The 23,810-nt window shown below is 35.5% G+C and carries 24 protein-coding genes; 10 read left to right on the forward strand and 14 right to left on the reverse strand.

Annotation, left to right across the window (positions count from 1 at the left end):
• Positions 1–70: 70 nt before the first annotated feature.
• Genes I3217_RS07415 through I3217_RS07435 form a run of 5 tightly spaced genes read left to right on the forward strand, consistent with a single transcriptional unit; the run spans position 71 to position 3,978 of the window.
• A complete protein-coding gene (locus tag I3217_RS07415) occupies positions 71–1,540 on the forward strand; it encodes a phytoene desaturase family protein (RefSeq protein WP_435049114.1) in 1,470 nt (489 codons plus the stop codon).
• Positions 1,537–2,373, forward strand: coding sequence for a phytoene/squalene synthase family protein (locus I3217_RS07420; RefSeq protein WP_435049115.1), 837 nt, complete (start codon positions 1,537–1,539; stop codon positions 2,371–2,373). Before I3217_RS07415 ends, I3217_RS07420 begins: the two co-directional genes overlap by 4 nt.
• On the forward strand, positions 2,363–2,818 hold the full coding sequence (locus tag I3217_RS07425; protein WP_435049116.1) for a hypothetical protein: 456 nt from the start codon (positions 2,363–2,365) through the stop codon (positions 2,816–2,818). The genes I3217_RS07420 and I3217_RS07425 overlap by 11 nt, the downstream gene beginning before the upstream one ends.
• A gap of 12 nt (positions 2,819–2,830) precedes the next feature.
• Complete coding sequence (locus I3217_RS07430; RefSeq protein ID WP_435049117.1) at positions 2,831–3,289, forward strand: sterol desaturase family protein; 459 nt, start codon at positions 2,831–2,833, stop codon at positions 3,287–3,289.
• Positions 3,286–3,978: a lycopene cyclase domain-containing protein gene (locus I3217_RS07435; RefSeq protein WP_435049118.1), complete on the forward strand. Its 693-nt coding sequence runs from the start codon at positions 3,286–3,288 to the stop codon at positions 3,976–3,978. The genes I3217_RS07430 and I3217_RS07435 overlap by 4 nt, the downstream gene beginning before the upstream one ends.
• Here I3217_RS07435 and I3217_RS07440 read toward each other — a convergent pair.
• The 13 genes from I3217_RS07440 to purH all read right to left on the reverse strand — a co-directional run bounded on the left by I3217_RS07440 (position 3,968) and on the right by purH (position 18,537).
• Positions 3,968–5,245 (reverse strand): cryptochrome/photolyase family protein, encoded by a 1,278-nt coding sequence (locus I3217_RS07440; protein WP_435049119.1) that lies wholly within the window; start codon positions 5,243–5,245, stop codon positions 3,968–3,970. The genes I3217_RS07435 and I3217_RS07440 overlap by 11 nt on opposite strands.
• Positions 5,246–5,265: 20 nt before the next feature.
• Positions 5,266–6,681: an SDR family oxidoreductase gene (locus I3217_RS07445; RefSeq protein WP_435049120.1), complete on the reverse strand. Its 1,416-nt coding sequence runs from the start codon at positions 6,679–6,681 to the stop codon at positions 5,266–5,268.
• Positions 6,682–6,816: 135 nt separating this feature from the next.
• On the reverse strand, positions 6,817–7,431 hold the full coding sequence (locus I3217_RS07450) for a hypothetical protein (RefSeq protein WP_435049121.1): 615 nt from the start codon (positions 7,429–7,431) through the stop codon (positions 6,817–6,819).
• Between the two features lie 154 nt (positions 7,432–7,585).
• Entirely contained in the window at positions 7,586–7,957 is a 372-nt protein-coding gene (locus I3217_RS07455; protein ID WP_435049122.1) for a VOC family protein, read from the reverse strand.
• An 84-nt stretch (positions 7,958–8,041) separates the two neighbouring features.
• Entirely contained in the window at positions 8,042–8,671 is a 630-nt protein-coding gene (locus tag I3217_RS07460; protein WP_435049123.1) for a class I SAM-dependent DNA methyltransferase, read from the reverse strand.
• An 85-nt stretch (positions 8,672–8,756) separates the two neighbouring features.
• Positions 8,757–9,752 carry a 2-hydroxyacid dehydrogenase gene (locus I3217_RS07465; protein WP_435049124.1) on the reverse strand — a complete coding sequence of 332 codons (996 nt, stop codon included), beginning with the start codon at positions 9,750–9,752 and terminating at the stop codon, positions 8,757–8,759.
• A 62-nt stretch (positions 9,753–9,814) separates the two neighbouring features.
• The gene (locus I3217_RS07470) at positions 9,815–11,239 is read right to left on the reverse strand and encodes a M20 family metallopeptidase (protein ID WP_435049125.1); all 1,425 of its coding nucleotides are present in this window, start codon (positions 11,237–11,239) and stop codon (positions 9,815–9,817) included.
• A gap of 153 nt (positions 11,240–11,392) precedes the next feature.
• Entirely contained in the window at positions 11,393–12,670 is a 1,278-nt protein-coding gene (rodA, locus tag I3217_RS07475) for a rod shape-determining protein RodA (RefSeq protein WP_435049126.1), read from the reverse strand.
• Between the two features lie 2 nt (positions 12,671–12,672).
• Positions 12,673–14,595 (reverse strand): peptidoglycan D,D-transpeptidase FtsI family protein, encoded by a 1,923-nt coding sequence (locus I3217_RS07480; RefSeq protein ID WP_435049127.1) that lies wholly within the window; start codon positions 14,593–14,595, stop codon positions 12,673–12,675.
• Positions 14,592–15,098, reverse strand: coding sequence for a rod shape-determining protein MreD (locus tag I3217_RS07485; protein WP_435049128.1), 507 nt, complete (start codon positions 15,096–15,098; stop codon positions 14,592–14,594). The genes I3217_RS07480 and I3217_RS07485 overlap by 4 nt, the downstream gene beginning before the upstream one ends.
• Positions 15,088–15,912, reverse strand: a complete 825-nt coding sequence (gene mreC / locus I3217_RS07490) for a rod shape-determining protein MreC (RefSeq protein ID WP_435049129.1) — start codon at positions 15,910–15,912, stop codon at positions 15,088–15,090. The genes I3217_RS07485 and mreC overlap by 11 nt, the downstream gene beginning before the upstream one ends.
• A 9-nt stretch (positions 15,913–15,921) precedes the next feature.
• Entirely contained in the window at positions 15,922–16,950 is a 1,029-nt protein-coding gene (locus I3217_RS07495) for a rod shape-determining protein (protein WP_435049130.1), read from the reverse strand.
• A gap of 54 nt (positions 16,951–17,004) precedes the next feature.
• A complete protein-coding gene (gene purH / locus I3217_RS07500) occupies positions 17,005–18,537 on the reverse strand; it encodes a bifunctional phosphoribosylaminoimidazolecarboxamide formyltransferase/IMP cyclohydrolase (RefSeq protein WP_435049131.1) in 1,533 nt (510 codons plus the stop codon).
• A gap of 152 nt (positions 18,538–18,689) precedes the next feature.
• On the opposite strand from purH, the gene I3217_RS07505 reads away from it, so the two are divergent.
• Positions 18,690–19,940, forward strand: a complete 1,251-nt coding sequence (locus I3217_RS07505) for an ABC transporter permease (RefSeq protein WP_435049132.1) — start codon at positions 18,690–18,692, stop codon at positions 19,938–19,940.
• Here the strand turns inward: I3217_RS07505 and I3217_RS07510 are convergent, their stop codons facing one another.
• Entirely contained in the window at positions 19,941–20,396 is a 456-nt protein-coding gene (locus tag I3217_RS07510) for a GAF domain-containing protein (protein WP_435049145.1), read from the reverse strand.
• Positions 20,397–20,484: 88 nt separating this feature from the next.
• Here I3217_RS07510 and xrtF point away from each other — a divergent pair, with 88 nt between their 5' ends.
• From xrtF to I3217_RS07530, 4 genes are all read left to right on the forward strand, one after another.
• Positions 20,485–21,033, forward strand: a complete 549-nt coding sequence (xrtF, locus tag I3217_RS07515) for an exosortase family protein XrtF (RefSeq protein ID WP_435049146.1) — start codon at positions 20,485–20,487, stop codon at positions 21,031–21,033.
• A complete protein-coding gene (locus I3217_RS07520; protein ID WP_435049133.1) occupies positions 21,030–21,467 on the forward strand; it encodes an exosortase F system-associated membrane protein in 438 nt (145 codons plus the stop codon). The genes xrtF and I3217_RS07520 overlap by 4 nt, the downstream gene beginning before the upstream one ends.
• 280 nt (positions 21,468–21,747) lie before the next feature.
• Positions 21,748–22,755: a hypothetical protein gene (locus tag I3217_RS07525; RefSeq protein WP_435049134.1), complete on the forward strand. Its 1,008-nt coding sequence runs from the start codon at positions 21,748–21,750 to the stop codon at positions 22,753–22,755.
• Positions 22,756–22,986: 231 nt separating this feature from the next.
• On the forward strand, positions 22,987–23,810 hold an 824-nt coding region (locus I3217_RS07530), incomplete at its 3' end, for a fibronectin type III domain-containing protein (protein WP_435049135.1).

Genomic DNA, 23,810 nt, shown 5'->3' on the forward strand with positions numbered 1-23,810 from the left:
TTCTGGTAACCTATTGTATTGGTTTAATATAGTATGTTGCCAGTTTTGTTAAAATCATTTTAGACAAAAGATGACAAAGAATAAGGTAGTCATAATAGGCTCGGGATTTTCTTCTTTAGCGGCAAGTTGCTATCTCGCTCAGGCGGGGTACAGCGTGACTGTTTTAGAAAAAAATGATACGATTGGCGGGCGGGCCAGACAATTAAAACGCGATGGTTTTGTTTTTGATATGGGACCAACGTTTTATTGGATGCCGGATGTTTTTGAATCTTTTTTCAAGGACTTTAACTCCAGCCCATCTGAATATTATCAGCTTAAAAAATTAGATCCTGCTTATAAAGTAATCTTTGGTAAAGACCATAGTGTAGATATTGCAGGCGATTTTGAAAGGATAAAAACCACTTTCGAATCTATAGAGCCTGAAAGTGGAAGCGCTTTGGAAAAGTTTATAGATAATTCTGAAGATAACTACAATATCGCTATTAAGGATTTAGTATATCAACCTGGCGAAAATATTTTCGAAATAATTAACTGGGACACGATTACTAAAGCCAATGCTTTTTTTAAAACTATAAAATCGCAGGTTGCCGGATATGTTAAGAATGAAGCGTTACAGAAAATCCTGGAATTTCCGGTGTTGTTTCTGGGGGCGAAACCCGATAACACGCCTTCATTCTATAATTTTATGAATTATGCCGATTTTAAACTTGGTACCTGGCATCCCATGGGCGGCATGTTTCAGGTGGTAAAGGCTATTGAGGAATTAGCACGAAAGTTGGGGGTTGAGTTTCATGTAAACAGTGCCGTGACTTCCTTGACGTTAGATGGTAAACATATAACAGGAGTTAATACGGCCAATGGAGAATTTAATTGCGATATACTCTTAAGTGGCGCAGATTATCATTTTACCGAATCCTTATTGCCTCAGTGTTTTAAGCAATATAATGAAGCCTACTGGGATAAGAGAACCTTTGCGCCTTCTGCCTTATTATTTTATGTTGGTTTTAATAAGAAAATAGAACATTTGGCGCATCATACTTTGTTTTTTGATACTGATTTTGATGCTCATGCAGAAACTATTTACGACTCTAAAACATGGCCAAAACATCCGTTATTTTATGCCAGTTTTCCCAGTATAACAGATCCGTCAGCAGCTCCGATAGGGAAGGAAGCAGGAATTTTTTTAATGCCTATTGCACCCGATCTTGAAGATACACCTGAAATAAGAGCGCAGTATTTTGATATTTTAATAACCCGATTAGAACAGGCTTCTGGTTATGATATTAAGTCGGATATCCTGTTTAAGGAGTCTTATTGTGTAAGCGATTTTAAATCGGATTATAATTCTTACAAAGGGAATGCTTACGGCCTAGCAAATACCTTATTGCAAACTCATGTATTACGACCAAAATTAAAAAGTAAAAAAGTTGATAATTTATATTTCTGCGGTCAATTAACTGTTCCGGGACCTGGGGTGCCACCATCTTTGATTTCAGGAAAAATTGTGAGCGAATTAATTTTAAAACATGCAAAAATATGAAGGCACTTTTCGATAGTTCCAGTTTAAAATGTAGTAAAATTATTACTAGAGAATACAGTACCTCTTTTTCTCTGGGGATTCAGCTATTTGCGCCTTCAATCCGTCCTGCTATCTATGCCATTTATGGTTTTGTAAGGTATGCCGATGAAATTGTAGATTCTTTTAATGCATATAATCAGGAAGAACTATTTCGTGAATTTGTAGCCGATTACAGAAAAGCTCTAGATCGTAAAATCAGTTTAAATCCTATTTTGAATGCTTTTCAGGAGATTGTTTTAAAATACGAGTTACAAACTTACGTCGACGATTTTCTAAAACGTATGGAATGCGATTTATATGTTACCGATTACGAAACCGACGAAGCTTATAAAAATTATATCTATGGTTCTGCCGATGTTGTGGGGCTCATGTGTTTACGGGTGTTTGTTAATAATGACGATACGCAATTTAATAAGCTTAAGGGGTCTGCTAAATATTTAGGATCAGCATTTCAAAAAGTGAATTTCCTTAGAGATTATAAAGATGATACCGAAATTTTAGGACGCTCGTATTTCCCGAATGTCAATAAAAAAGGATTAACGAATCTCGCTAAAGCCGATATTATTGCAGATATAGAATCTGATTTTGCAGAGGCTTATAAAGGTATAGTGCAGTTGCCAATTGAAAGCAGGTTAGGCGTGTATTTGGCATATAAATATTATTTAAAGTTACTCCATAAAATAAAGCGACTGGATTCTAAACGATTGCTTAGTGAACGCATTCGTATTTCAAATCCGTTGAAATTGTTTATTTTAACCAAAGCTTACATACGATTTAAACTTAATGTTATATAAAACAATTATACTAGTTGCTTTAATGAGCCTGCAGCCACTTAAAGATTGTCCGGGCATGACAGAAGTAAGAGCAGCCTTTCAGGTGTTGGCTTCCGAAGCCGATTTGCAGCATTTGTTTGATGTACTTAAACAGGTAAACTGTGAAGAAAAAACGCCGTTTTTGGCAGTGGCTACCATGAGGCAGGCACACTTTACAAGCTGGCCTTTTAAAAAAATGTCGTATTTTAAAGAAGGTAAAACCATGCTCGAGAATTATATTAAATTACATCCTGATTCTATAGATGCCAGATATGTCAGGTATTTATCCCAGCGATGTATGCCAAGCTTCTTAAATTATCACGATAATTTGGAAGAGGACAAATCCTTTATTTTAAATCATATTAAAAGTGCGCAGCTTCCTGAAGATTATAAAAGCACAATTTTAAAAACTATAAGTGAAAATTAAGATTTACTAGTCATGCAAATTCTATTGTACATCGTTGTAACCATTTTAACCTTTACAATAATGGAACTGGTTACCTGGCTAACACATAAATATGTTATGCATGGTTTCTTATGGTATCTTCACGAAGATCATCATCAACCCAAATATCCTCATGTGTTCGAAAAGAACGATGCTTTTTTTGTGATTTTTGCCATACCGAGCATCATTTTATTTTATTTTGGAATTCACCCGAATTTAAATGTTTTGTTTTTTATAGGTTTGGGTATATTGTTATATGGTATAGCCTATTTTTTAATTCACGATGTGTTAATTCACCAACGATTTAAATGGTTTAAAAATACCAAAAATAAGTTTTTGCTCGGGTTGAGAAAAGCGCATAAAGTACATCATAAACATTTGGGTAAGGAAGAAGGGGAGTGTTTCGGGATGTTGTTTGTGCCTAAAAAGTATCATGAGCAGTATAAGAAATGATGAAGTCTTATACGTATTTACTAATTGATTTAGCCTGTATCGCAGTGCCTTTACTTGCAAGTTTTTATCCGAAACACGCTTTTTTTAAACATTGGAAATCCTTTTTTATAGCCAATAGTATTGTAACTCTGGTTTTTTTAATCTGGGATTACTTTTTTACAGACATGGGCGTTTGGGGTTTTAATCCTGAATATCTTCTGGGTATTTATATTGCCAATTTGCCTTTGGAAGAAATTCTGTTTTTTATCTGTATTCCCTTTAGTTGTGTGTTTTCGTATTTTGCCTTTAAATATCTGGTTTCCGCTACATTTTTTAAGGGAATACAACAGTATATTACATTAGGATGTAGTGTGGTGTTTATTAGCTTAGGATTAATACATTACAGTAAATGGTATACGTTTACAGCATTTTTATTTGCAGGGATGTATTTGTTGTATTTAAGATGGAAGCAAGTAGATTTAAGCTATCATTATCTAGCTTATGTGTTTATTTTGCCTTTTTTTTTAATAAGTAACGGATTGCTAACCGGTTCTTTTTTAGAGGCACCCATTGTGTGGTATAATAATGCAGAAAATTTAGGACTTAGAATTTTTACTATCCCAATAGAAGATAGTGTTTACGGCATGTTACTCATTTTTATGAATATAGAAGGCTTTCGGTATTTCCAGTCGAAAGCTCTTAAGATTTAATGCCTTCTTTATAGGTTTTTAAAGCACGTTCCCGGGCGAATTTATGCTCTACTATTGGGGCAGGATAGGCTGTTGTTCCGAATTCTGGAATCCAGGTTTTAACATATTCCAGAGTTTTGTCGAATTTTTCCAGCTGCGTTATAGGGTTAAAAATTCTAAAATAAGGAGCGGCATCGCATCCGGTTCCGGCAGACCATTGCCAGTTACCATTATTCGAGGCCAGTTCGTAATCTAAAAGGTGCTTGGCAAAATAAGCCTCTCCCCATTGCCAGTTAATTAATAAATGTTTACACAAAAATGCAGCAGTAACCATTCTTACTCTATTATGCATATAACCGGTTTTGTTTAATTGACGCATTCCAGCGTCTACAAGTGGGTATCCGGTCTTCCCTTCGCACCATAATTTGAATTCCGTGTCATTATTTCGCCAGGAAATATCGTTATACTTGCTTTTAAAATTTTGATTTACCACTTCTGGAAAGTGATACAGAATCTGCATAAAAAATTCACGCCAGATTAATTCATTTAAAAACGTGCTGTTTTCAGGTTTTAAATCCGCTATAATTTCGCGAATACTTACTGTGCCAAAGCGTAAATGAGGGCCAAGGTAGCTACCAACATCTTTATTGGGATAATCTCGGTATTTACCATAATCTTTTAACTGATGTATTTGAAACGGTTTAACCTTAATTGTTGTAGGTTTAAAACCTAAAGTGTTTAATTCTGGAAATTCATAAATGGTTTTATGAAAGGCTTCGTAATTAAGCGGAGCTAGTGTAGTAATGCCTTTAAACTTTTCCAGCCACTTATTTTTATAGGGTGTATAAATGGTATAAGGCGAACCGTCCTGTTTTAGAATTTCATCAGGTTCAAAAATAACCTGGTCTTTAAAGCTTTTAAAGGGGATTTTATTTTGTCGTAAAACGGCTGAAATTTCAGCGTCGCGTTCTCTGGCATAGGGCTCGTAATCCCGGTTGGTAAAAACGGCTTCTATATTATATTCGTTAATAAGTTGTTTCCAAACTTCTAAAGGAGAACCTTTCAGGCACTTTATAGACGAACCATAAGTGTTTAATTCTGAATTTAAAGTGTTTAAACGGTCATGTATAAAATGAACTCTGGCATCATCGGGTTCTAATTCTTTTAGAATATTGTCGTCGAAAATAAATATAGGTAATACGTTGGCATGATTGTTTAATGCAGCAGCCAATCCAATATTATCGGTTAATCTTAAATCACGTCTGAACCAGAAAATTGTATGTTTCATAACTCTTATAAAATCAGGTTTTAGACGGTTAATTGTTTCAGCATATTTTTAAATATAAAGCCATGAAATGGTAATACGCTGTACCAGTATAAACGCCCGGAAAGTCCCACGGGCCTAAAGGTAGCAGTTTGTATTAGATTTTGGTCTTTAATTTTAAATTCCAGCCAGGCATCTCCGGGAAGTTTCATTTCTGCAAACAATAAAAGGCGGCCTTCTGCTTTACTGGCATAGAGTACACGCCAGAAATCGAGTGCATCGCCGGGATGCAAGGTGTCTGGGTTGGTACGTCCCCTGCGCAAGCCAACACCACCATAAAGCCGATCTATAAATCCGCGTAATTTCCATAAGGTATTACCGTAATACCAGCCTGTTTCTCCGCCAATTTGCCAGATACGTTCAATACACTCCTCGCGATTGGAGAAGGTTTTTTTACGTTTATCTATAAAACAACCGTGAGTAGGAACTTGAATAAAGTCGGATACATTCATGCTTAAAGTACCACTGCTTAAAGCATCTTTCCAACTGGAAATAATTTCGTTGGTTTCTATTTTTTTGAATGCTCTTTTAAGCGCTTCTTTGTATGGAATAGGATTTATGTTTAACAAAGTATTTATACGCTGGTCTCTGCAAACAACTTCTACCTTCATACTGTTTACTAATGCTACCGCCAGCCTGTAGGATGTTGAGGTGACAAAATATAGCCAGTAAGAGGATAATCTTGGGGTCATTACCGGAACAGTAAAAATGTAACGTTTTAGCCCTCGAATTTCTGCAAATTGTAATAACATCTGCTTGTATGTTAAAATATCAGGTCCGCCAATGTCGAAATTCTGGTTATAAGTAGCAGGTTCATTTAAGGTTTTGCTTAAAAATGAGATAACATCTGTAATACCTATAGGTTGACATTTGGTGTTTAACCATTTGGGGGTAACCATTACCGGAAGTTTCTCTACTAAATCGCGAATTATTTCGAAAGAGGCACTGCCTGAACCTATAATAATTCCCGCGCGTAATGTGCTCAGGGCATAATTGCCTTTGTTTAATTCCAGCTCTACCGTTTGTCTGGAATTTAAATGCGCAGATAATTCCTCATCGTTTACTATACCGCTTAAATAAATTACCTGTCTGGCTTGAGTTTTATTTATTGCTTCTCTGAAGTTTATGGCAGATTGTTGTTCTAAATTTTTATAGTCTCTTGAGGATGACATGGAATGAACCAGATAATAAGCAGCATCTATTTCTAAAGGGATATTGCCTAATGTTTCCTTATCCAGAAGATCTAAAGTAATAACTTTAATATTGTGTTGTAAAGATTCCGGCGGACTAAAGCGTTGTTTGTCCCTAACCCCACAAATCACTTCATGACCCTGAGCTATTAATACAGGTAGTAGCCTTTTGCCAATATAACCGGTTGCTCCTGTTAGAAGTATCTTCATGGTTTAAGGAATTAACAAATTTTTTCGAATTAGATTTATAAAGATTGGTCTATTGTCATAAAGATAAAGGAAATTAGTGTTGATTAAAAGCAAGGACATTTCTTAATGTATGAAAATGAATTGCACATAGCTGTCTTAGAATTTAGCTTTAAGTTTTGTAAAGAAAGTGGTTCCAGATAATGTGCTTCCGGAAGAAGAGTTAATAGGTGTACGTGTTCCAGTTTCCAGTAGTACACTTTGAATCTGGCTTTGAATACCTGTGCCAAATTCTGATTGCGGAAATACGGGATCAATATATCGAGCTTCAATTGGTTTATTTGTGTTCAATGCTTTTTCCAATTTTTGAACGTAAAGAAAAGGTTGTATATAATTAGAAATGGCGTATTGAAGACCTACTTTATAGTAAGGAAATAAATTGGGATATAAATCATTCAAATAAATTTGTTGTTCTATAATGCCACCTTCCAAATGCAATTTTAAATCTGTTACTGGTTCAATGGTTAAATGATTTTTGTACTTGTAGTAATACCCAATACCTATAATGTTTTGATTGAGCCGTTGTTGTCTGAAAGAAAAAATAGTATTTGGACTATAGTTGGATACTTTTGTTACATGATTAAACCGATACTTTTTTACCTTGCTTGAATCTAATTTTTGAGCTCTTAAAGGTATAACCATGCTTAAAGAAAAAATAGTAAGTATTATACCTTGTATTCCTTTGATATAAAAAAGATTTGAGATAGAAGTCATTTCGATTCCATTTTAGAAGGTTTGAGATTATTCCGATTAATATAGTAATATTCTTACAGAGATGTGTTTGTTATTTGTTAATTAAAAATGTAAGAAGTTGATATATAGGGAGTTTGGTTGTTTATTTTGGGAAATATATTGTTCTGGAGTTAGATTATACATGCTGATCGATTAGAATGGGATTGCCATCGGGATCCATAACTATAAGATTTGCCGGTCCTTTGGTATTTTCGTCGACTTCGGTTGTTAAATGAATTCGGCAGGCTTTTAATTGTTTCTGGATGTCCCTGATGTCATCGAACGATTCCAGGGTTTTGGCATCCTGATCCCAGCCCGGATTGAAGGTTAGAATATTATTTTCGAACATGTTCTGGAATAAGCCTATCAAGGCCGATCCGTTTTTCATAATCAGGTAGTTTTTGTCTTCATTTCCAGCGAAAACATTAAAGCCAAGGGCTTCATAAAATTCTTTGGAAATCTGTAAGTTTTTTACGTTTAAACTAATGGAAAAGGCACCTAGTGTCATAATAATTCAAAGATTAAAAAGATTAATACGATTTTAGGGTATACTTTAAATATACAGGAAATTTAAAGCTTTTAAAAGTGAAATTTATTTTTGAGCAATTACTACAGTGTGGATTTCTTCTTTATCTGCAGGCAGGTGATACGTTACGTAATCCACACTAATGAGTTTAAACTCCAGTTTTTCCAGTTCCAGTAAAAGCGTTTCTAAATTATGATAGTAAAAAAACATTTGGTCTCCGGTTTTTCCGGTTTGAAATCCAGAGCGTTCCGTAGGGCCTTCTACAAAACTAAAATACAAAACACCAGTAGGAGATAGTATGTGTTTGCAATCTTTAAAAAAGGTTATACAATCTGATAGTGAAAGATATGGGAGAACAAATCCTGCAATTATACCATTAAAACAGGTGTTTAATGTGGAAATCTCACTCGCTTTTAAAACGAAACAGTCGGCATATGGGTTGTGTTGCCTGGCAAGAGTTATCATATTTGGAGCTACATCAATAGCTGTAATATTTAAATCCGGACGTTGCGAGAACAGGTAACTCGAAATATTTCCCGGACCACAGCCAACGTCTAATACGCTGGAGTATTTTAAGTTTAATTGCTTTAGAAATTTATTATAGGTGTCGTTATATAAAGCCAGGTCCATAAACTTATCCTGATAGAGGTGAGCGATTTTATTCCAGGTATTCCAGGTGACTTTATATGAATTCATAATGGTAAGGTCTTGATTTATAACTATAAGTTACGGATATTTTATCTTGAATTCAAATGAATTGTAAAGACTGCCTTAAATACTATCAGGTATTAAATTTTACTTCGTTTTTTAATGGATTACCGTTTTCAAAATCGCTTAAATTCTTTAGTGTTACCGTGGCTATCTGGTCTAGGGCTTCACGAGTTAAAAAGCCTTGGTGCGAGGTAATTAATACATTAGGAAAGGAAATGAGTCTGGAAATAACATCATCCATGATAATGTTTTCTGATAGATCCTGAAAGAAGAGTTTCTCTTCTTGTTCGTAAACATCTATTCCCAGGTATTCCAGTGTTTTATTTTTTAATGCTTTTACAGCCTCTACGGTATCTATCAGTCCGCCACGGCTGGTATTTATAAGCATAACGCCTTTCTTCATTTTTGAAAAGGCTTTTTTGTTAATTATATGGTTGGTGTCTTTGGTGAGCGGGCAATGCAATGATATAATATCGGATTCCTGTAATAAAGTATCCATGGAAACGTACGTTACTCCCAGGCTTTTTAGGGCTTCGTTAGGGTATAAATCAAAAGCAATAACCCTACACCCAAACCCCAACATAATTTTACAGAAAAACTGACCAATTTTACCTGTGCCTACAACACCCACTGTCTTTCCATACAGGTCGAAACCTATCAATCGTTCCAAAGAGAAATTGCCTTCTCGAACTCTGTTATAGGCTTTATGAGTTTTTCTGTTTAAGGTTAAAATTAAGGCTACAGCATGCTCTGCAACAGCCATAGGTGAATAGGATGGAACACGTACTATTTTTATATTTTCTTCTCGTGCTGCTTTAAGGTCAACATTATTGAAACCTGCGCAACGTAACGCAATAACTTTAATTCCATTGTCTTTTAATTTTTTAATAATGGAAGCATCCAGTTGGTCGTTAACAAATGCGCAAACCGCATCGCAGCCCTGTGTTAGGTTTACGGTATGTTTATTTAGAGTGGCCTCCAGGTAAATCAGCTCATGAATATTCTTGTTGTGTTTTTCGAAACAGGATTTGTCATAAGATTTAGTACTGAAGAAGGCGACTTTCATATCAATAGTGTTATTAATATTTGGAAATTCTTAAGCGGTAAGTAATATTATAACTTCAAGATTTAATTATTTAAACACATTTCTAAAAAATCCACGTAAGTATCTTTGCCTTTAGTTAAAACTCCACGAGGAATTCGTTCGTTAATATTGTGGATTTTTTCTAAGTATAGGCGGTCCAGTTGTATTGGTGTAAAACAATACGCATTTATACCTTTGGCTCTAAAAAAACTAACATCGTTATAATTTGGCACTGCGGCACTTAATACTTCCGATTGGGAATAGTTCTTTTTTATGGCAGCAGCTATCTTTTCGTAGAATATCGATTGGTCGTCCGAAGGAGGAATTATAGGCATTTGGTGCACTACTTTAAGCTGAATATTCTTATTGTTTAATTTTTGCTTTATTTCTGCTATAAACTCTTCGTTGGTCTGGGTTGGCAATAAACGACAATCTAATAAAGCTGTAACTTCGTCAGGGATAACATTTATAACATTATTATAGCTGTTTACACTGGTAAGAGTTACTGAATTTGAATACAATGAAAACAGTTCTGTTTTACGTCTTAAATACGGCGCTAATAAGCCTTTAAAAAGTCTGGGATGTTTTAGCACAAAGCCTTTTAGTCCTTTTTCCAGATGCCCGAACTGTTTTAAAATATTGGTATTGGTTTCGGTGTAAATTAATTCAGGTCTTTTTTCTAAAAGATTGTCCAAAGCTTTAATCATTTCTTTATTGGCATATCTTTCAGGAGAAATGGAGCCGTGTCCTGAAGTTTTTACTTTTAAAGAAAGTTCTAGCCATAATGGTCTTTTATTGGTGATGGAAATAGCGAATAAATTTTTGTCAGGATTGGAGTCTAAAACCTTGCTGAAGCCCGGAGGGCCCTCTCCTAAAACGACAATAGGGTTTAGTTTTTCCATAAAATGATTTACCACGTATTCTGCGCCGCCGTTACACTGAGTTTCTTCACAGGAAACGGCCAGAAAAGTAACATTATAAGGTAGTTGTTTATCCTTGTATTTCTTGAAAATTTCTATTACACTAAACAAATGCATTATACCATTTCCTTTGTTGTCGAAAGCACCGCGTCCCCAGATTTCTGTTTCAGTAATTAGTCCTGAAAAGGGCGGGTGTGTCCACTTGGTGATATCTCCGGTAGGTACAACATCAAGATGGCTTAGTAGAATGATGTTTGGTAATCCGTTGCTTAAAGGGTATAACGAGGCTGCTAAGTTATAATTACTGTCTATATCTCCCAGTTGTTCTACATAAAGACCATTGGCCATGCATAGACTTTTAATCCACTCTCCAGCTTCTTTTTCGTTGCCTGTAACCGATTCAAATTGTAAATACTTACTTAAAGCCTGTTCAATTCCCATCTCTCCAGAAGTTGAATAAATATTAAAATCGGTGAATTGATTTTGAGCGTTTATAACAAGTCCTAGGAAAAATAAAAATACTGTCAGGAAACTACTGTTTCGAATCATGATGAGGGTTAAATTAATAGCGACCTATAAACAGGTTATATTAAAGTTAATACTTGTGCTATTAACCGGCAATTTTATTTCGTTATATTTTTGTAAACTTCGAAGAGTAGTTGCTTTTAAAGGATGAAACTATAGGGTGCTGGTGGAAATGTATTACCATTCATTAATTTTGTTGGAATCCAGTTTTACAAAAATGAATAGTAGGATGGTGAAGCCCCATAAGCCCGAACCGCCATAGCTAAAGAAGGGTAGCGGAATTCCGATAGTCGGGATTAAGCCCATTACCATTCCGATATTAATCATAAAGTGAAAAAACATAATGGATGCCACCGAATAGCCGTAAACCCTACTGAACTGAGATTTTTGTTGTTCGGCCAAAAACAAGACTCTAAGCATGAGTAGAACAAATAATATAACGACCAAAGAACTGCCCAGGAATCCCCATTCTTCGCCTACAGTACTAAAAATATAATCGGTATGTTGTTCAGGTACAAATTTTCCAGTTGTACGTGTGCCTTCCAAAAAACCACGACCCTTAAATCCGCCCGAGCTAATGGCTTTTTCCGATTCGTATAAGTTGTACAGAATATCTCTGCGCATCTGTGCTAGTTTGGCAGGGTCATTCTCTAATCTTAACCAAAGGCTGATGCGGTCTTTCTGGTGCGGTTGTAAAATGTTTTCGTAAAAGAATTTAACCCCAAAACTTATTGCTACGGCTACGAGAGCAATTAATATAGGCTGAAGAATAATTGGTTTCTTTTTACTTAAAACATGCTGTGCGATTATAAAAACACCTGCAATAACACTGGTAATAATTGGACCAAATTTTAAAGATAATACCGATAGTACGATGCCACTTAAACCAATAATCAGATAAATTCTTGAAAGGCCTTCCCTGTATAATACGAAAAAGAACGAACCATATACAATGGTACTTCCTGCATCGTTTTGCAGAAGCACCAATAAGGCTGGAATTGCTATAATTATAAAAACATTAATCTGATCTTTTATCGTACGGATATCGGTTTGAAGATCACTTATGTACTTTGCCACAGCCAGTGCGGTAGCCATTTTAGCGAATTCACTGGGCTGTATGGTCATTCCTCCTATACCATACCAGGAAGTAGCGCCGTTTACATTCTTTCCGAATATAAAGAGGCCTGCGAGAGATAATAATGCTATGATGTAAATAACGCTGGAAAACCGCTCGTAAAATTTAGCTTCAATGGCCAGAATAAGTACAATTAAAGCCACTGTTAGTACGATGAAAATTAATTGTTTCCCGTAAGGTTGAGAAAAATCCAGATAATCTACAGTGTCGCCAACATGGCTGGCCGACACAATATTTAACCAGCCAAATCCAACTAAAAGCATAAAAATAATTATCGTAATCCAGTCGAATGAAAAATGTCTGTTGGTTTCTCTAATCATATTTAGGGTTTAGTCGGTAATATTTTATTGTCGTTATTGTCTTTTAGGTCTATGACCTCTAAAGTAGTCTGGCCGTTAATTTTAAAAGGTTCGCCGGAATATGGTTTTGCGTATTCGTGTTCCAGGCTGTGAGTTAAAATCCATTTTTCCAAATCGGTTCTGGAAATGGTTCCGTTTATATATTTTTCAATCATTAAACTAGCAATCTTTCCAGCAAAACGACTTCCCCAATATCCGTTTTCAACAAATACGGCAATGGCTATTTTAGGATTGTCTTTAGGCGCAAAGGCTACAAAAATGGAGTGGTCTGTAAGCTGCGTTTTCTTTCCGTCTATTTTTACAAAGTTTTCGGCGGTTCCTGTTTTGCCACAAATTTCTATATCTTTAACCTGTAAACTTGCAGCGGTTCCTTTATTGTAAACGTCGAACATACCTTGAATAACGGGTTCAAAATTCCTTTTGTCAATTGTGGTGTGTCTAGGGGTTGTATATTTGGAATCTATAGGTTGATCCTCAATGGATTTTATGATATGGGGTGTGAAAAAGTAGCCACGATTGGCAATGGCAGCAACCATATTCGCTAATTGAATAGGAGTAGCTTCAATTTCTCCCTGACCGATGGCATTTGATAGCGTAAATGTGGTACGCCAGCGGTTTTTACCATACCATTTGTCGTAAAAATCACCACTTGGAATTCTTCCCGGGCTACCAATTCTTAAATCATAGCCAAGATAATCACCTAATCCAAAACTGGTAACATGTTTATTCCATACATTCATACCCTCGTATGGGGTGTCGTATTTTTCAATGATTCGGCGGTAGACATTGGCGAAATAGGCGTTACAGGATTCGTAAATACCAATATTCATGTTTGCCGGACTAATATGGCCGTGGCATCCCATTTTTCTGTTTCCGTAACGATATCCATGGCTACAGGTAAATTTGTCGTTTGTGGTAACCACACCTTCCTGTAGACCTATTAAAGCATTTAAAACCTTAAAAGGAGAACCTGGTGGATATTGCGCTAAAAGGCCACGATCGTATAATGGTTTTGCTATGGAATCTACATACAGTTTTGTGAAATTTTTGGAACGTTTTCTTCCTACCAGGGCATTGGGATTGTAGGTTGGTGCGGAAATCATGGTTAAGATTTCACCAGTACTGGGTTCTATGGCGATAATCCCGCCATGTTTGTGTTCCATTAACTTTTCGCCATAGGCTTGTAATTGTGCGTCTATTGTTATGGTTATGTCTTTTCCGGCTTCCGGAAGGGTATCGAAAATACCATCTTTATAAGGGCCTATGTTTTTGTTAAATCGGTTTTTCTGAATAAACTTGATGCCTTTTTTTCCTCTTAATTCTTCTTCATAGGATAGTTCTACACCTTGCTTACCAATTAAATCTCCCATTTTATAATAGGGATCTTTTTCAATGGTTCTTAAGTTTACTTCACCAATATCGCCTAAAACATTAGCGCCAATAGAAGCTTCGTAATGTCTCAGTGAACGTTTTTGAATATAAAACCCCTCAAATTTTCTCATTTTTTCCTGAAGTACGGCATAATCGGCTTTAGATAAATGAGATACAAATACCGATGGTAGTCGAGGCGAATAATGATATGCTTTGTTATAGGTTTTTAAAAATGTGGCTTTATCAATTTTTAAAAGGTTACAAAATTCTAGGGTGTCTAATGGCTTTACTTCTTGTGGAATTACCATAACGTCGTAAGAGGTTTGGTTAGATACCAGAAGGGTGCCATTACGGTCGTAAACAAAGCCGCGTTTTGGGTAGTCGTATACTTTTCTTATAGCATTATCTTCGTATAAATTATTGGTGGGTGAATTATAGATTTGAAGATAAAACAACCGGGAAATAAATATAAGACCAACACATACTATGGTAAAAAATAAAAGAAATTGTCTCATCGAGATCGTTTGCTAAAAATAATTGTAACTATGGTAGTTAGCAGTATAGTAAAGATACTTGAAAATAACGTTTTTTGAAGTGTTAAAATTATTTCTGAAAAGTTAAATACTTCTAAAAGGAAAAGTATAAAATGATGAATTATGGTAAGCATACTAATATACAGTAGTCGAGAACCAAATTCAATACTATTAAATTTAACGGTGTTATGTTCGTAAGCAGCACCAAAAGTCCATTTTAAAATTAAGGGTCTTAAATAAGCAATGCTTACACAGGCAGCCGCATGAATGCCGCCGGAATCTGAAAACATATCAATAATTAACCCCAGTAAGAAGCTAAGTAATAGAAATACTAAACGATTGTTTTTTATAGGAAACAAAAGAATAAACAGAATATACAGGTAAGGATTAATATAACCTAAAAAGTTAATATGATTTAAAATAATGACCTGAACCAATACAAGTACAATAAAGCGCAATATGTGAGAAGCTGTACTATTGGTCATCAGACAGATTTAGAAGGTTGTTGATTTCCTGAGCGTCTAAATGTTCAATAATATAGGCGTGCTCTATATTAGTCATGTCGTTAAAGAGCTTAACTTCAATTTCATAATTGTTTTCAGCGGCATCTAACTTAAATGTTTCGATTGTTCCAATTAAAATACCTTTAGGGAATATCACCGAACGACCGGAGGTTATTATCGTGTCTCCTTGAGCTACTGGAGCAATTTTAGGAATGTCGATTAACTGCACAAATTCTGGCGATTTTCCGTCCCAGGTTAATGTTCCGAAATGATTCGTTTTTTTTAACTGGGCACTAATTCTGCTTTTCGTGTTTAATATGGAAATAATGGTTGAAAAATCCTTACTGGTTTCATCCACTATACCAAGAATTCCTTTTGGGCTTATCAGTCCGAAATCCTGCGCGATGCTATCCGATTCTCCTTTGTCTATTAATAAAATATTGGTTGAAGCAGAATAACTGTTTTTTATAACTCTTGTAGGTTTAAACAAATAAGAGCCTTCAAAGTTTGTTGTGTCTATAAATGAGGTGTCGACAGGAACATTGGCTTCTTGTAACAAATTTCTCAGCCGAGCATTTTCCACGGCCAGATTTTCATTCTGAACTTTAAGATCGAAATACTGGTCTATGGAATTTAACTGATTATAAACCCCGCCACTTACAAAATTAGCGGAGTTTATAAATTTACTTTTATGGTAAGAATGGTTCTGAATAGTAAACAGTAGTGCCAGAGCGAATAGCAGCATGAACAACAAAAATGCTTTGTTGCGAATTATAAAATTTAAAATTTGCTGCATGTTTTAAGTCTATTTTATCAATACACTTTTAAATTTAGGTAAGCCTTTAAGAGTTATTCCTGTACCTCTAACCACGGCACGTAATGGATCCTCAGCAATGTAAACCGGTAAATCTGTTTTTTGAGATAAACGTTTGTCTAAACCTCTTAACATAGAACCTCCACCTGCAAGATATATACCTGTATTGTATATGTCGGCAGCTAATTCCGGTGGCGTTTGAGAAAGCGTTTCCATCACCGCATCCTCAATTCTAAGGATGGATTTATCTAAGGCTTTGGCTATTTCTCTGTAGGAAATCTGAACCTGTTTAGGTTTACCTGTTAAAAGGTCACGACCTTGTACGCTCATGTCGTCTGGTGGGATTTCTAAATCCTCGGTCGCCGCTCCTATCTGAATTTTAATTTTTTCAGCGGTGCGCTCCCCAACGTATAAGTTGTGCTGCGTACGCATGTAGTATATAATATCGTTTGTAAAGACATCTCCTGCAATTTTTACGGATTTGTCACAAACAATACCTCCTAAAGCAATAACAGCAATTTCTGTAGTACCACCACCTATATCAACAATCATGTTTCCTTTAGGTTGCATGATATCTACACCAATACCTATGGCCGCAGCCATAGGTTCGTGTATTAAATATACTTCTTTACCATTTACACGTTCACAGGATTCTTTAACCGCCCGCATTTCAACTTCAGTAATTCCAGAAGGAATACAAACTACCATGCGCAGGGCAGGGGTAAACATTTTCTTTTTTAATGCAGGTATGTTTTTAATAAACATACTAATCATTTGCTCAGACGCATCAAAATCTGCAATTACACCATCTTTTAACGGTCTAATTGTTTTTATGTTTTCATGCGTTTTTCCCTGCATCATGCTGGCTTCCTTACCTACAGCTATTATTTTTCCGCTAATTCTGTCGCGGGCAACAATAGATGGACTATCCACAACAACTTTGTCGTTGTGAATGATTAGAGTGTTGGCTGTACCAAGGTCTATTGCTATTTCTTCGGTAAGGAAATCAAAAAATCCCATGCGTTATGTCTTTTGTTCTTAGGTTATAAATCGGTGAACGTAAATGTAATAAAATTAATGTTTAAAATGACGTGTACCTGTAAATACCATAGCCACATCATGTTCGTTACAATAATCGATACTTAGCTGATCTTTGATTGATCCACCAGGCTGAATTACTGCAGTTACACCGGCGTTATCTGCTATTTCCACACAGTCCGGGAAAGGGAAAAAAGCGTCACTGGCCATTACAGAACCTTTTAAATCGAAATTAAAAGATTGTGCTTTATGGATGGCTTGGTTAAGCGCATCTACACGGCTTGTTTGTCCCGTACCACTAGCTAATAACTGATTGTTTTTTGCTAAAACGATAGTGTTAGATTTTGTGTGTTTACAAATCTTTGAAGCAAAGATTAAATCGTTTAACTCGCTTTCTGTTGGTTTATTGTTTGTAGCCTCAGATAAATCTTCTAATGCATCTGTAACATTGTCTTTATCCTGAACTAAAACACCGTTTAAACAGGTTCTTACGTTCGATTTTGGTAATTCGATATCTTGAAGTACTAATATAATTCTGTTTTTCTTTCCTTTTAACAGTTCTAAAGCTTCATCGCTAAATCCAGGAGCAATTACAACTTCACAGAATAAATTATGAATGTCTTCAGCCGTAGCTAAATCAATTTCTGTATTAGATATTAAAACGCCTCCAAAAGCCGAAACAGGATCTCCAGCTAAAGCGTCAGCATAAGCTTCTTTTAAAGTAGCTCTTTGTGCCACACCACAGGCGTTGTTGTGTTTTAAAATAGCAAAGGTTGGCGCTTCTCCCTTAAATTCGTTAATTAAGTTTACAGCAGCATCTACATCTAAAAGGTTGTTGTAGCTAAGTTCTTTACCGTTAAGTTTAGTGAAGATTTCATCGAAATCTCCAAAGAAAAATCCTTTTTGGTGAGGGTTTTCGCCATAACGTAAAACCTGACCTTTTTGCTCGCTTAATTTTAAAACGGTTTCCTCGTTATTTTGGTTGAAGTAATTGAATATAGCAGAGTCGTAATGAGAAGAAACATTGAATGACTTTCTTGCAAAATGCTTTCTTTGCTCTAAAGTTAAAGTGCCGTTTTGCTCAGTAATAATGTCTAAAAATTCACTGTAGTCGTTCATAGACGAAATACAAACCACATCGGCATAATTTTTAGCCGCTGCACGAATTAACGAAATACCACCTATGTCGATTTTTTCTATAATATCTTGCTCGCTGGCACCAGATGCTACAGTCTTTTCGAATGGATAAAGATCTACAATTACTAAATCAATTTGAGGGATTTCAAATTCTGCCAATTCAGCTTTATCCTGATCGTTGTTCTGACGATTTAAGATACCTCCAAATACTTTTGGATGTAAAGTTTTTACACGACCACCTAATATAGACGGGTAAGATGTTACATCTTCAACAGGAACAACCTCCACGCCTAAATCGTTAATAAAAGCCTGAGTGCCACCAGTAGAATAAATAGTTACACCTTGCTCGTTTAACTTTTTTATAATAGGCTCTAAACCATCTTTACTAAATACCGAAATTAGGGCAGATTTAATTGTTTTTTCGTTACTCATTACTATTGTGTTATATTAAGGTGCAAAAGTAAGTATTTCGATAAAATTTTTTATAGTTTAAATCCGGTTTTGTTTTTATTTTTTTTGTAACAAAACTTAAAGGTAAACGTCCTATCTTTAAATTTTAAACAATTAATTAAAAGCGCCAGTAAATGATATTGTATTTAAGACTTTTTAAGGAAAGTTTTGCATTTGCCTTAAATGCTCTACGCAACAATAAATTGAGAACATTCTTGTCTTTACTGGGAGTAACAATAGGTATATTTTCTATAATCGCTGTTCTTGCAGCCGTAGATTCTTTAGATCGTAGTATAAAAGACCAGTTGTCTGGTTTAGATTTGAATACTATATATTTAACTAAATTTTCATTCGGCCCAACAGATGTTCCCAGATGGCAGCGCGATAATTTCCCTCAAACCGGACATGAGGATTATGAATTTGTAAATCGCAATATTCCCGATATTGAGGCCAGCGCTTATACTATTTTTGGAAGTTCGGAAACTATAAATTATCAGGGAAATACTATCTCTAATGTTAATGTTGTACCAGCATCCAGTGGTATTTATATTATAGACGATTTAAAAGTTGGTAAAGGACGATTTTATACTGAATCGGAGTCTTTTACCGGGGCGCCTGTTGTTGTAATCGGAGCTGGATTAGCTGAAAATCTTTTTGAAAATGAAGAGCCTATTGGTAAGCAGGTCCGCATGTATGGCAGAAAAGTAACTGTTATCGGGGTGTTGAAAAAAGTTGGATCGACGCTTTTCGATTCTCCTGATGAAAAGGCGTTTTTACCTTCTAATTTTGTTAGGCAATTTACATCGGGTGGAACAGATGGTATTCCCGGTGCTATTATGATTAAGCCAAAATCGGGAGTAGATATTGATGCTTTTGAAGAGACTTTAAGACAAAAATTTCGAATTTACAGAGGGTTGAGAACAGACGAACCAGACAACTTTTTTATCAATAAACTTTCGGGAATGACCGATGCTATAGATAGTATTATAGGAGGATTAAATATAGCCGGTTGGATTATAAGTGGATTTTCGTTGCTTGTTGGGGGCTTTGGGATTGCGAATATTATGTTTGTTAGCGTAAAAGAGCGAACCAACTTAATCGGGATTCAAAAATCTTTAGGCGCCAAGAGCCGATTTATCTTATTTCAGTTTTTATTTGAAGCTATAATTTTAGCTGTAATAGGAGGTGTTATTGGTTTAACTCTGGTTTGGATTGTCTCCTTAATAGCCTCGCATTTGGTTGAAAGTTTTGATTTTGTACTTTCGTTCTGGAATATGTTTATAGGCTTTTCTTTGTCAACCTTTATTGGCTTGATATCTGGGGTGCTTCCAGCACGGTCAGCATCAAAACTGGATCCGGTAGAAGCTATTCGTACAGGAATGTAATTATAGGATTTCTGATACTTTTTGGCATACAAATTCCAGAAAGCGTTCGTCCTCAGGAGTAAAGGGATCCGGCGTGTTAGAGTCGATATCTATTTGTCCGATATTTTCACCATTTACAAAAATAGGAATCACGATTTCGGCTTTAACGGTAATGCTGCAGGCTATGTAATTATCCTGCGCTGTTACATCCGGAACAACAAAGTTTTTGTTGCTAACTGCTACCTGACCGCAAATGCCTTTTCCAAAAGGAATTATAGTGTGGTCTGTAGGAGCTCCTACATAAGGTCCTAATTTTAATTCGTCTTTATCTCCGTTTTTAAAGTAAAACCCTACCCAATTATAATAGGGAACGTGTTGCTCCAGCAACTGGCAAATGCTTAGTAAACGGTTGTCTACAGTCTCATTTGTGTTGGAAATAATCGTTTCAACTTCGGGTTTTAACTGAGTTAAAGTCATCTGGTTTAAATTTTTTGTAAAAGTATTTAAAAACATACTATTTAAGCGTTTCATTTTGTATAAATTTAACAGGATAAACTTTTGAAACCTGAAGACCTTATTAAAAACATATAAGCCTGTATTAGTCTTTCTATTGACTTTTTTCGTGGTATATGGTGTGTTGACTTTTATTTATGGAATGTATTTAGATTGGTCGAAATCAGGTGTAATTCACCCGGATTTTATTACCTATCAGGTGGCAAGTCAAACACAGACGCTATTAGATTTTTTTGGTTTTAATGCTAAAATTCAAAGTGTAGCCACAGAGTCCTGGGTGCGTTTGTATTTTAATTCCAGATATATGGCCAGGATTATCGAGGGGTGTAATGCGATTAGTATTATAATTTTGTTTACAGCCTTTATCGTGGCATTTTCTTCGACTTTTAAAAAGACAGTTGTTTATTTGCTGGTAGGTGGAATAACTATTTATATCGCTAATGTTATTAGAATAGCACTTTTAACGGTTGGACTGTATCATTTTCCTGAATATGATCATTTGCTGCATGGCGTGTTTTTTCCATTAATGATTTATGGAATGGTTTTTTTGTTATGGGTGGTTTGGGTGCGTTATGTTGTTAATTTTAAGCGGGCAAGATGAGAAAAATAAATAAATGGTTTGTCGTGTTTATTTGTGTGTCTGGTTTGGTTTTAATTCGAACTTTTGAATCAGAGTTATTTTACGATCCGTTTATTGCATTTTTTAAAGCCGATTATTTGGAAGAGGAGCCTCCGCATTTTATAACACTAAAATTGATGTTATTTACGGCATTCAGATATGTTTTAAATACTGTGTTCAGTTTGCTGATTTTAAAAGTCTTATTCGGTATTAAGGAGGTTGTTATGTTTTCGGTATTATTATTTGGGAGTCTTTTTGTGATTTTGTTTCCAGTATTTCTGTACCTGGTTTTACACCCTAATCCGGAACATTATTATTTACTTTTTAATATTCGTCGTTTTCTTATTCAGCCAATCTTATTGCTGTTGCTTTTGCCAGCATTTTATTATAATAAAAGGTTGATAGAGAAGAGTTGAAATCTTCATTTTAATAATAATTTAACAGGATAATTCCTTTTTAAGTAGCTTGCTTCTTAAGTGTGTTTGTGGTATTTAAGTTACTTTAAATCAAGGTGTTGTAGTTTTATTTTTACTAAGGTGGTAGTTGGTCGTTTTTATCAGGACTCTAAAGTTTTAGTTTTTAATATTTTTCAATTTTAGCTAAATTTATTAACGATTTTCCCTATTCTATTTTTACCCTCTGTAAAAACTTTAATAGCGCTTTTAAAAGTATTGTTGGACTTTAACAATTAGGGCTATGAAAAGGTGGATTTGTGTTTTGATTTTATTGTTTTTTGTCTGTTCCATATATTCTCAAAATTTACATACTCAGGCAAATGCAGCTTCAATTAATAATGAAGCAAATGCAACTACAGGTTGGACGGGAAATGGAAATATTACCTCCAGCTCTGCAGATGCATTTTCAGGAAACTTCTCATTAAGCGTTACAAGAACTGCTGCAAATGGCAGAGAAATGCGATATACATTTAACGCAGTTGTAGGGACTGTTTATAACATTTCCATCTGGGCCAGACGTGCTGATTCTAATTTTCAGCCAGCATTTGCGAATTGGTCTGGGTTTTCTGGGTTTGCAACAACGGTAATAACTAGTAATAATTGGACAGAGTATACTTGGAGTTTATCTGCTACAGCGACTTCTCCAGTTATTAGGGTTTACGCTACTCCAAGTTCAGGTGGATCAGTAGGAAATGGCGCGCTGATAGATAATGTAAGTATAGTTGCTCAATCATCAGGAGGTGGTGGCGGAGATACCGGAGGTGGTGGTACAGGATCAGGTGAAGCTTATACCGATCAAAATGCAAATTTATCTACAGTAGACTGGCGGGCACGGGATATGTTTGTATTTAGGAATTTGGGGGTAGGGACCACAAATACTCAGGGCTATAGATTGGCAGTAGCTGGTAATGTTATTGCTGAGTCTGTTAAAGTGGAATTGCAGGGAACCTGGCCGGATTATGTGTTTTTTTCAAACTATAATTTGATGTCATTGTCAGATTTAGAATATTACATCAATAAAAATGGTCATTTACCTAATGTTCCTACTTCAAGAGAAGTAGAAATGGGTAGCTTGGATTTGGGTGAAATGAATAGAATCCTGTTAGAAAAAATTGAGGAACTAACTTTATATGTTTTGCAATTAAATAAGGTCGTTTTAGGAAAACAAAATCAAATTGATTTATTAGATAAACAATTAAAAGCTCAGGATCAACGATTGAATAGTTTAGAATTAGCAAATGAGGAATGATAAATTTTTAAAGCTGTAAGAATAAGGTGTTTGTATGTAGGAAAGTGTAGTTCGAATATTACTAAAATTGATATTTATCGTTAATTATCTGATAATGAAGAAATTATTTTGAAAATTGGCCTTAGGCGATTATTTTTAGTAGTGTAATTGATTCATTATCATTACTTCTTTTTAGGATTTTAATAGCACTCAAAATCAATTCTCAATTACGAACCTAATTCAAACGAGGCTATGAAAATCTATGTTTTTTTTCTGTTGTTTTTTACTATTACCTGGTCTTATTCTCAAAACTTACACGATGTGTCTAACGCAGCTTCCATATCAAACGAATCGAATAGTACTGTTGGCTGGAATGGTGGGGCTACAATTTCCTCGAGTACAGATAATCCTTTTGGAGGCAATTTTTCGCTGCGGTTACAAGCAAATGCTCTGAATAATAGGGATAGGAATTTTACTTTTAATGCTATTGTAGGAGAGCAATATACTATCAGTATTTGGGCGCGAGAAGGCGATTTTAGTTTAAGACCAGCATTTGCAAACTGGACAGGGTTTAATGGCTTTCAAACTACTGTTATTTCCGGGCAAAACTGGACAGAGTATACATGGACTCTAACAGCGACAAATACGAGTCCCTTAATTAGAATTTATACAGCGCCTATTTCAGGATGGGAAGTTGGGCATGAAGTGTTTTTTGATAATGTGGATATACGTTTAGTAGATGAAGAGAATCCTTCTATACCAACAGGGTTAAATGAGACTGATTTAACTGCTACCGGTCTAACTTTAAATTGGAATGCGTCAACAGATAATATTGCTGTAACTGATTATGAAGTGTTTCAGGACGGAGCCAGTTTAGGATTGACTGCGGGAGCGACAAGTTTGGCTATTTCAGGGTTAGCATCAGAAACAGTTTATGAATTTACAGTTGAGGCTTTAGATGGTTCTGGTAATCGCTCGGGACAAAGTAATAGTTTAAGTGTAGGAACATTGGCTGCTCCGGATACGGAATCCCCGACAATTCCAGATGGTTTAGCAGCAAGTGTTCTTACGTTTAA

Origin of the sequence: Formosa sp. S-31 (assembly GCF_051172795.1) — a bacterium.
Classification (GTDB): Bacteria; Bacteroidota; Bacteroidia; order Flavobacteriales; family Flavobacteriaceae; genus Formosa.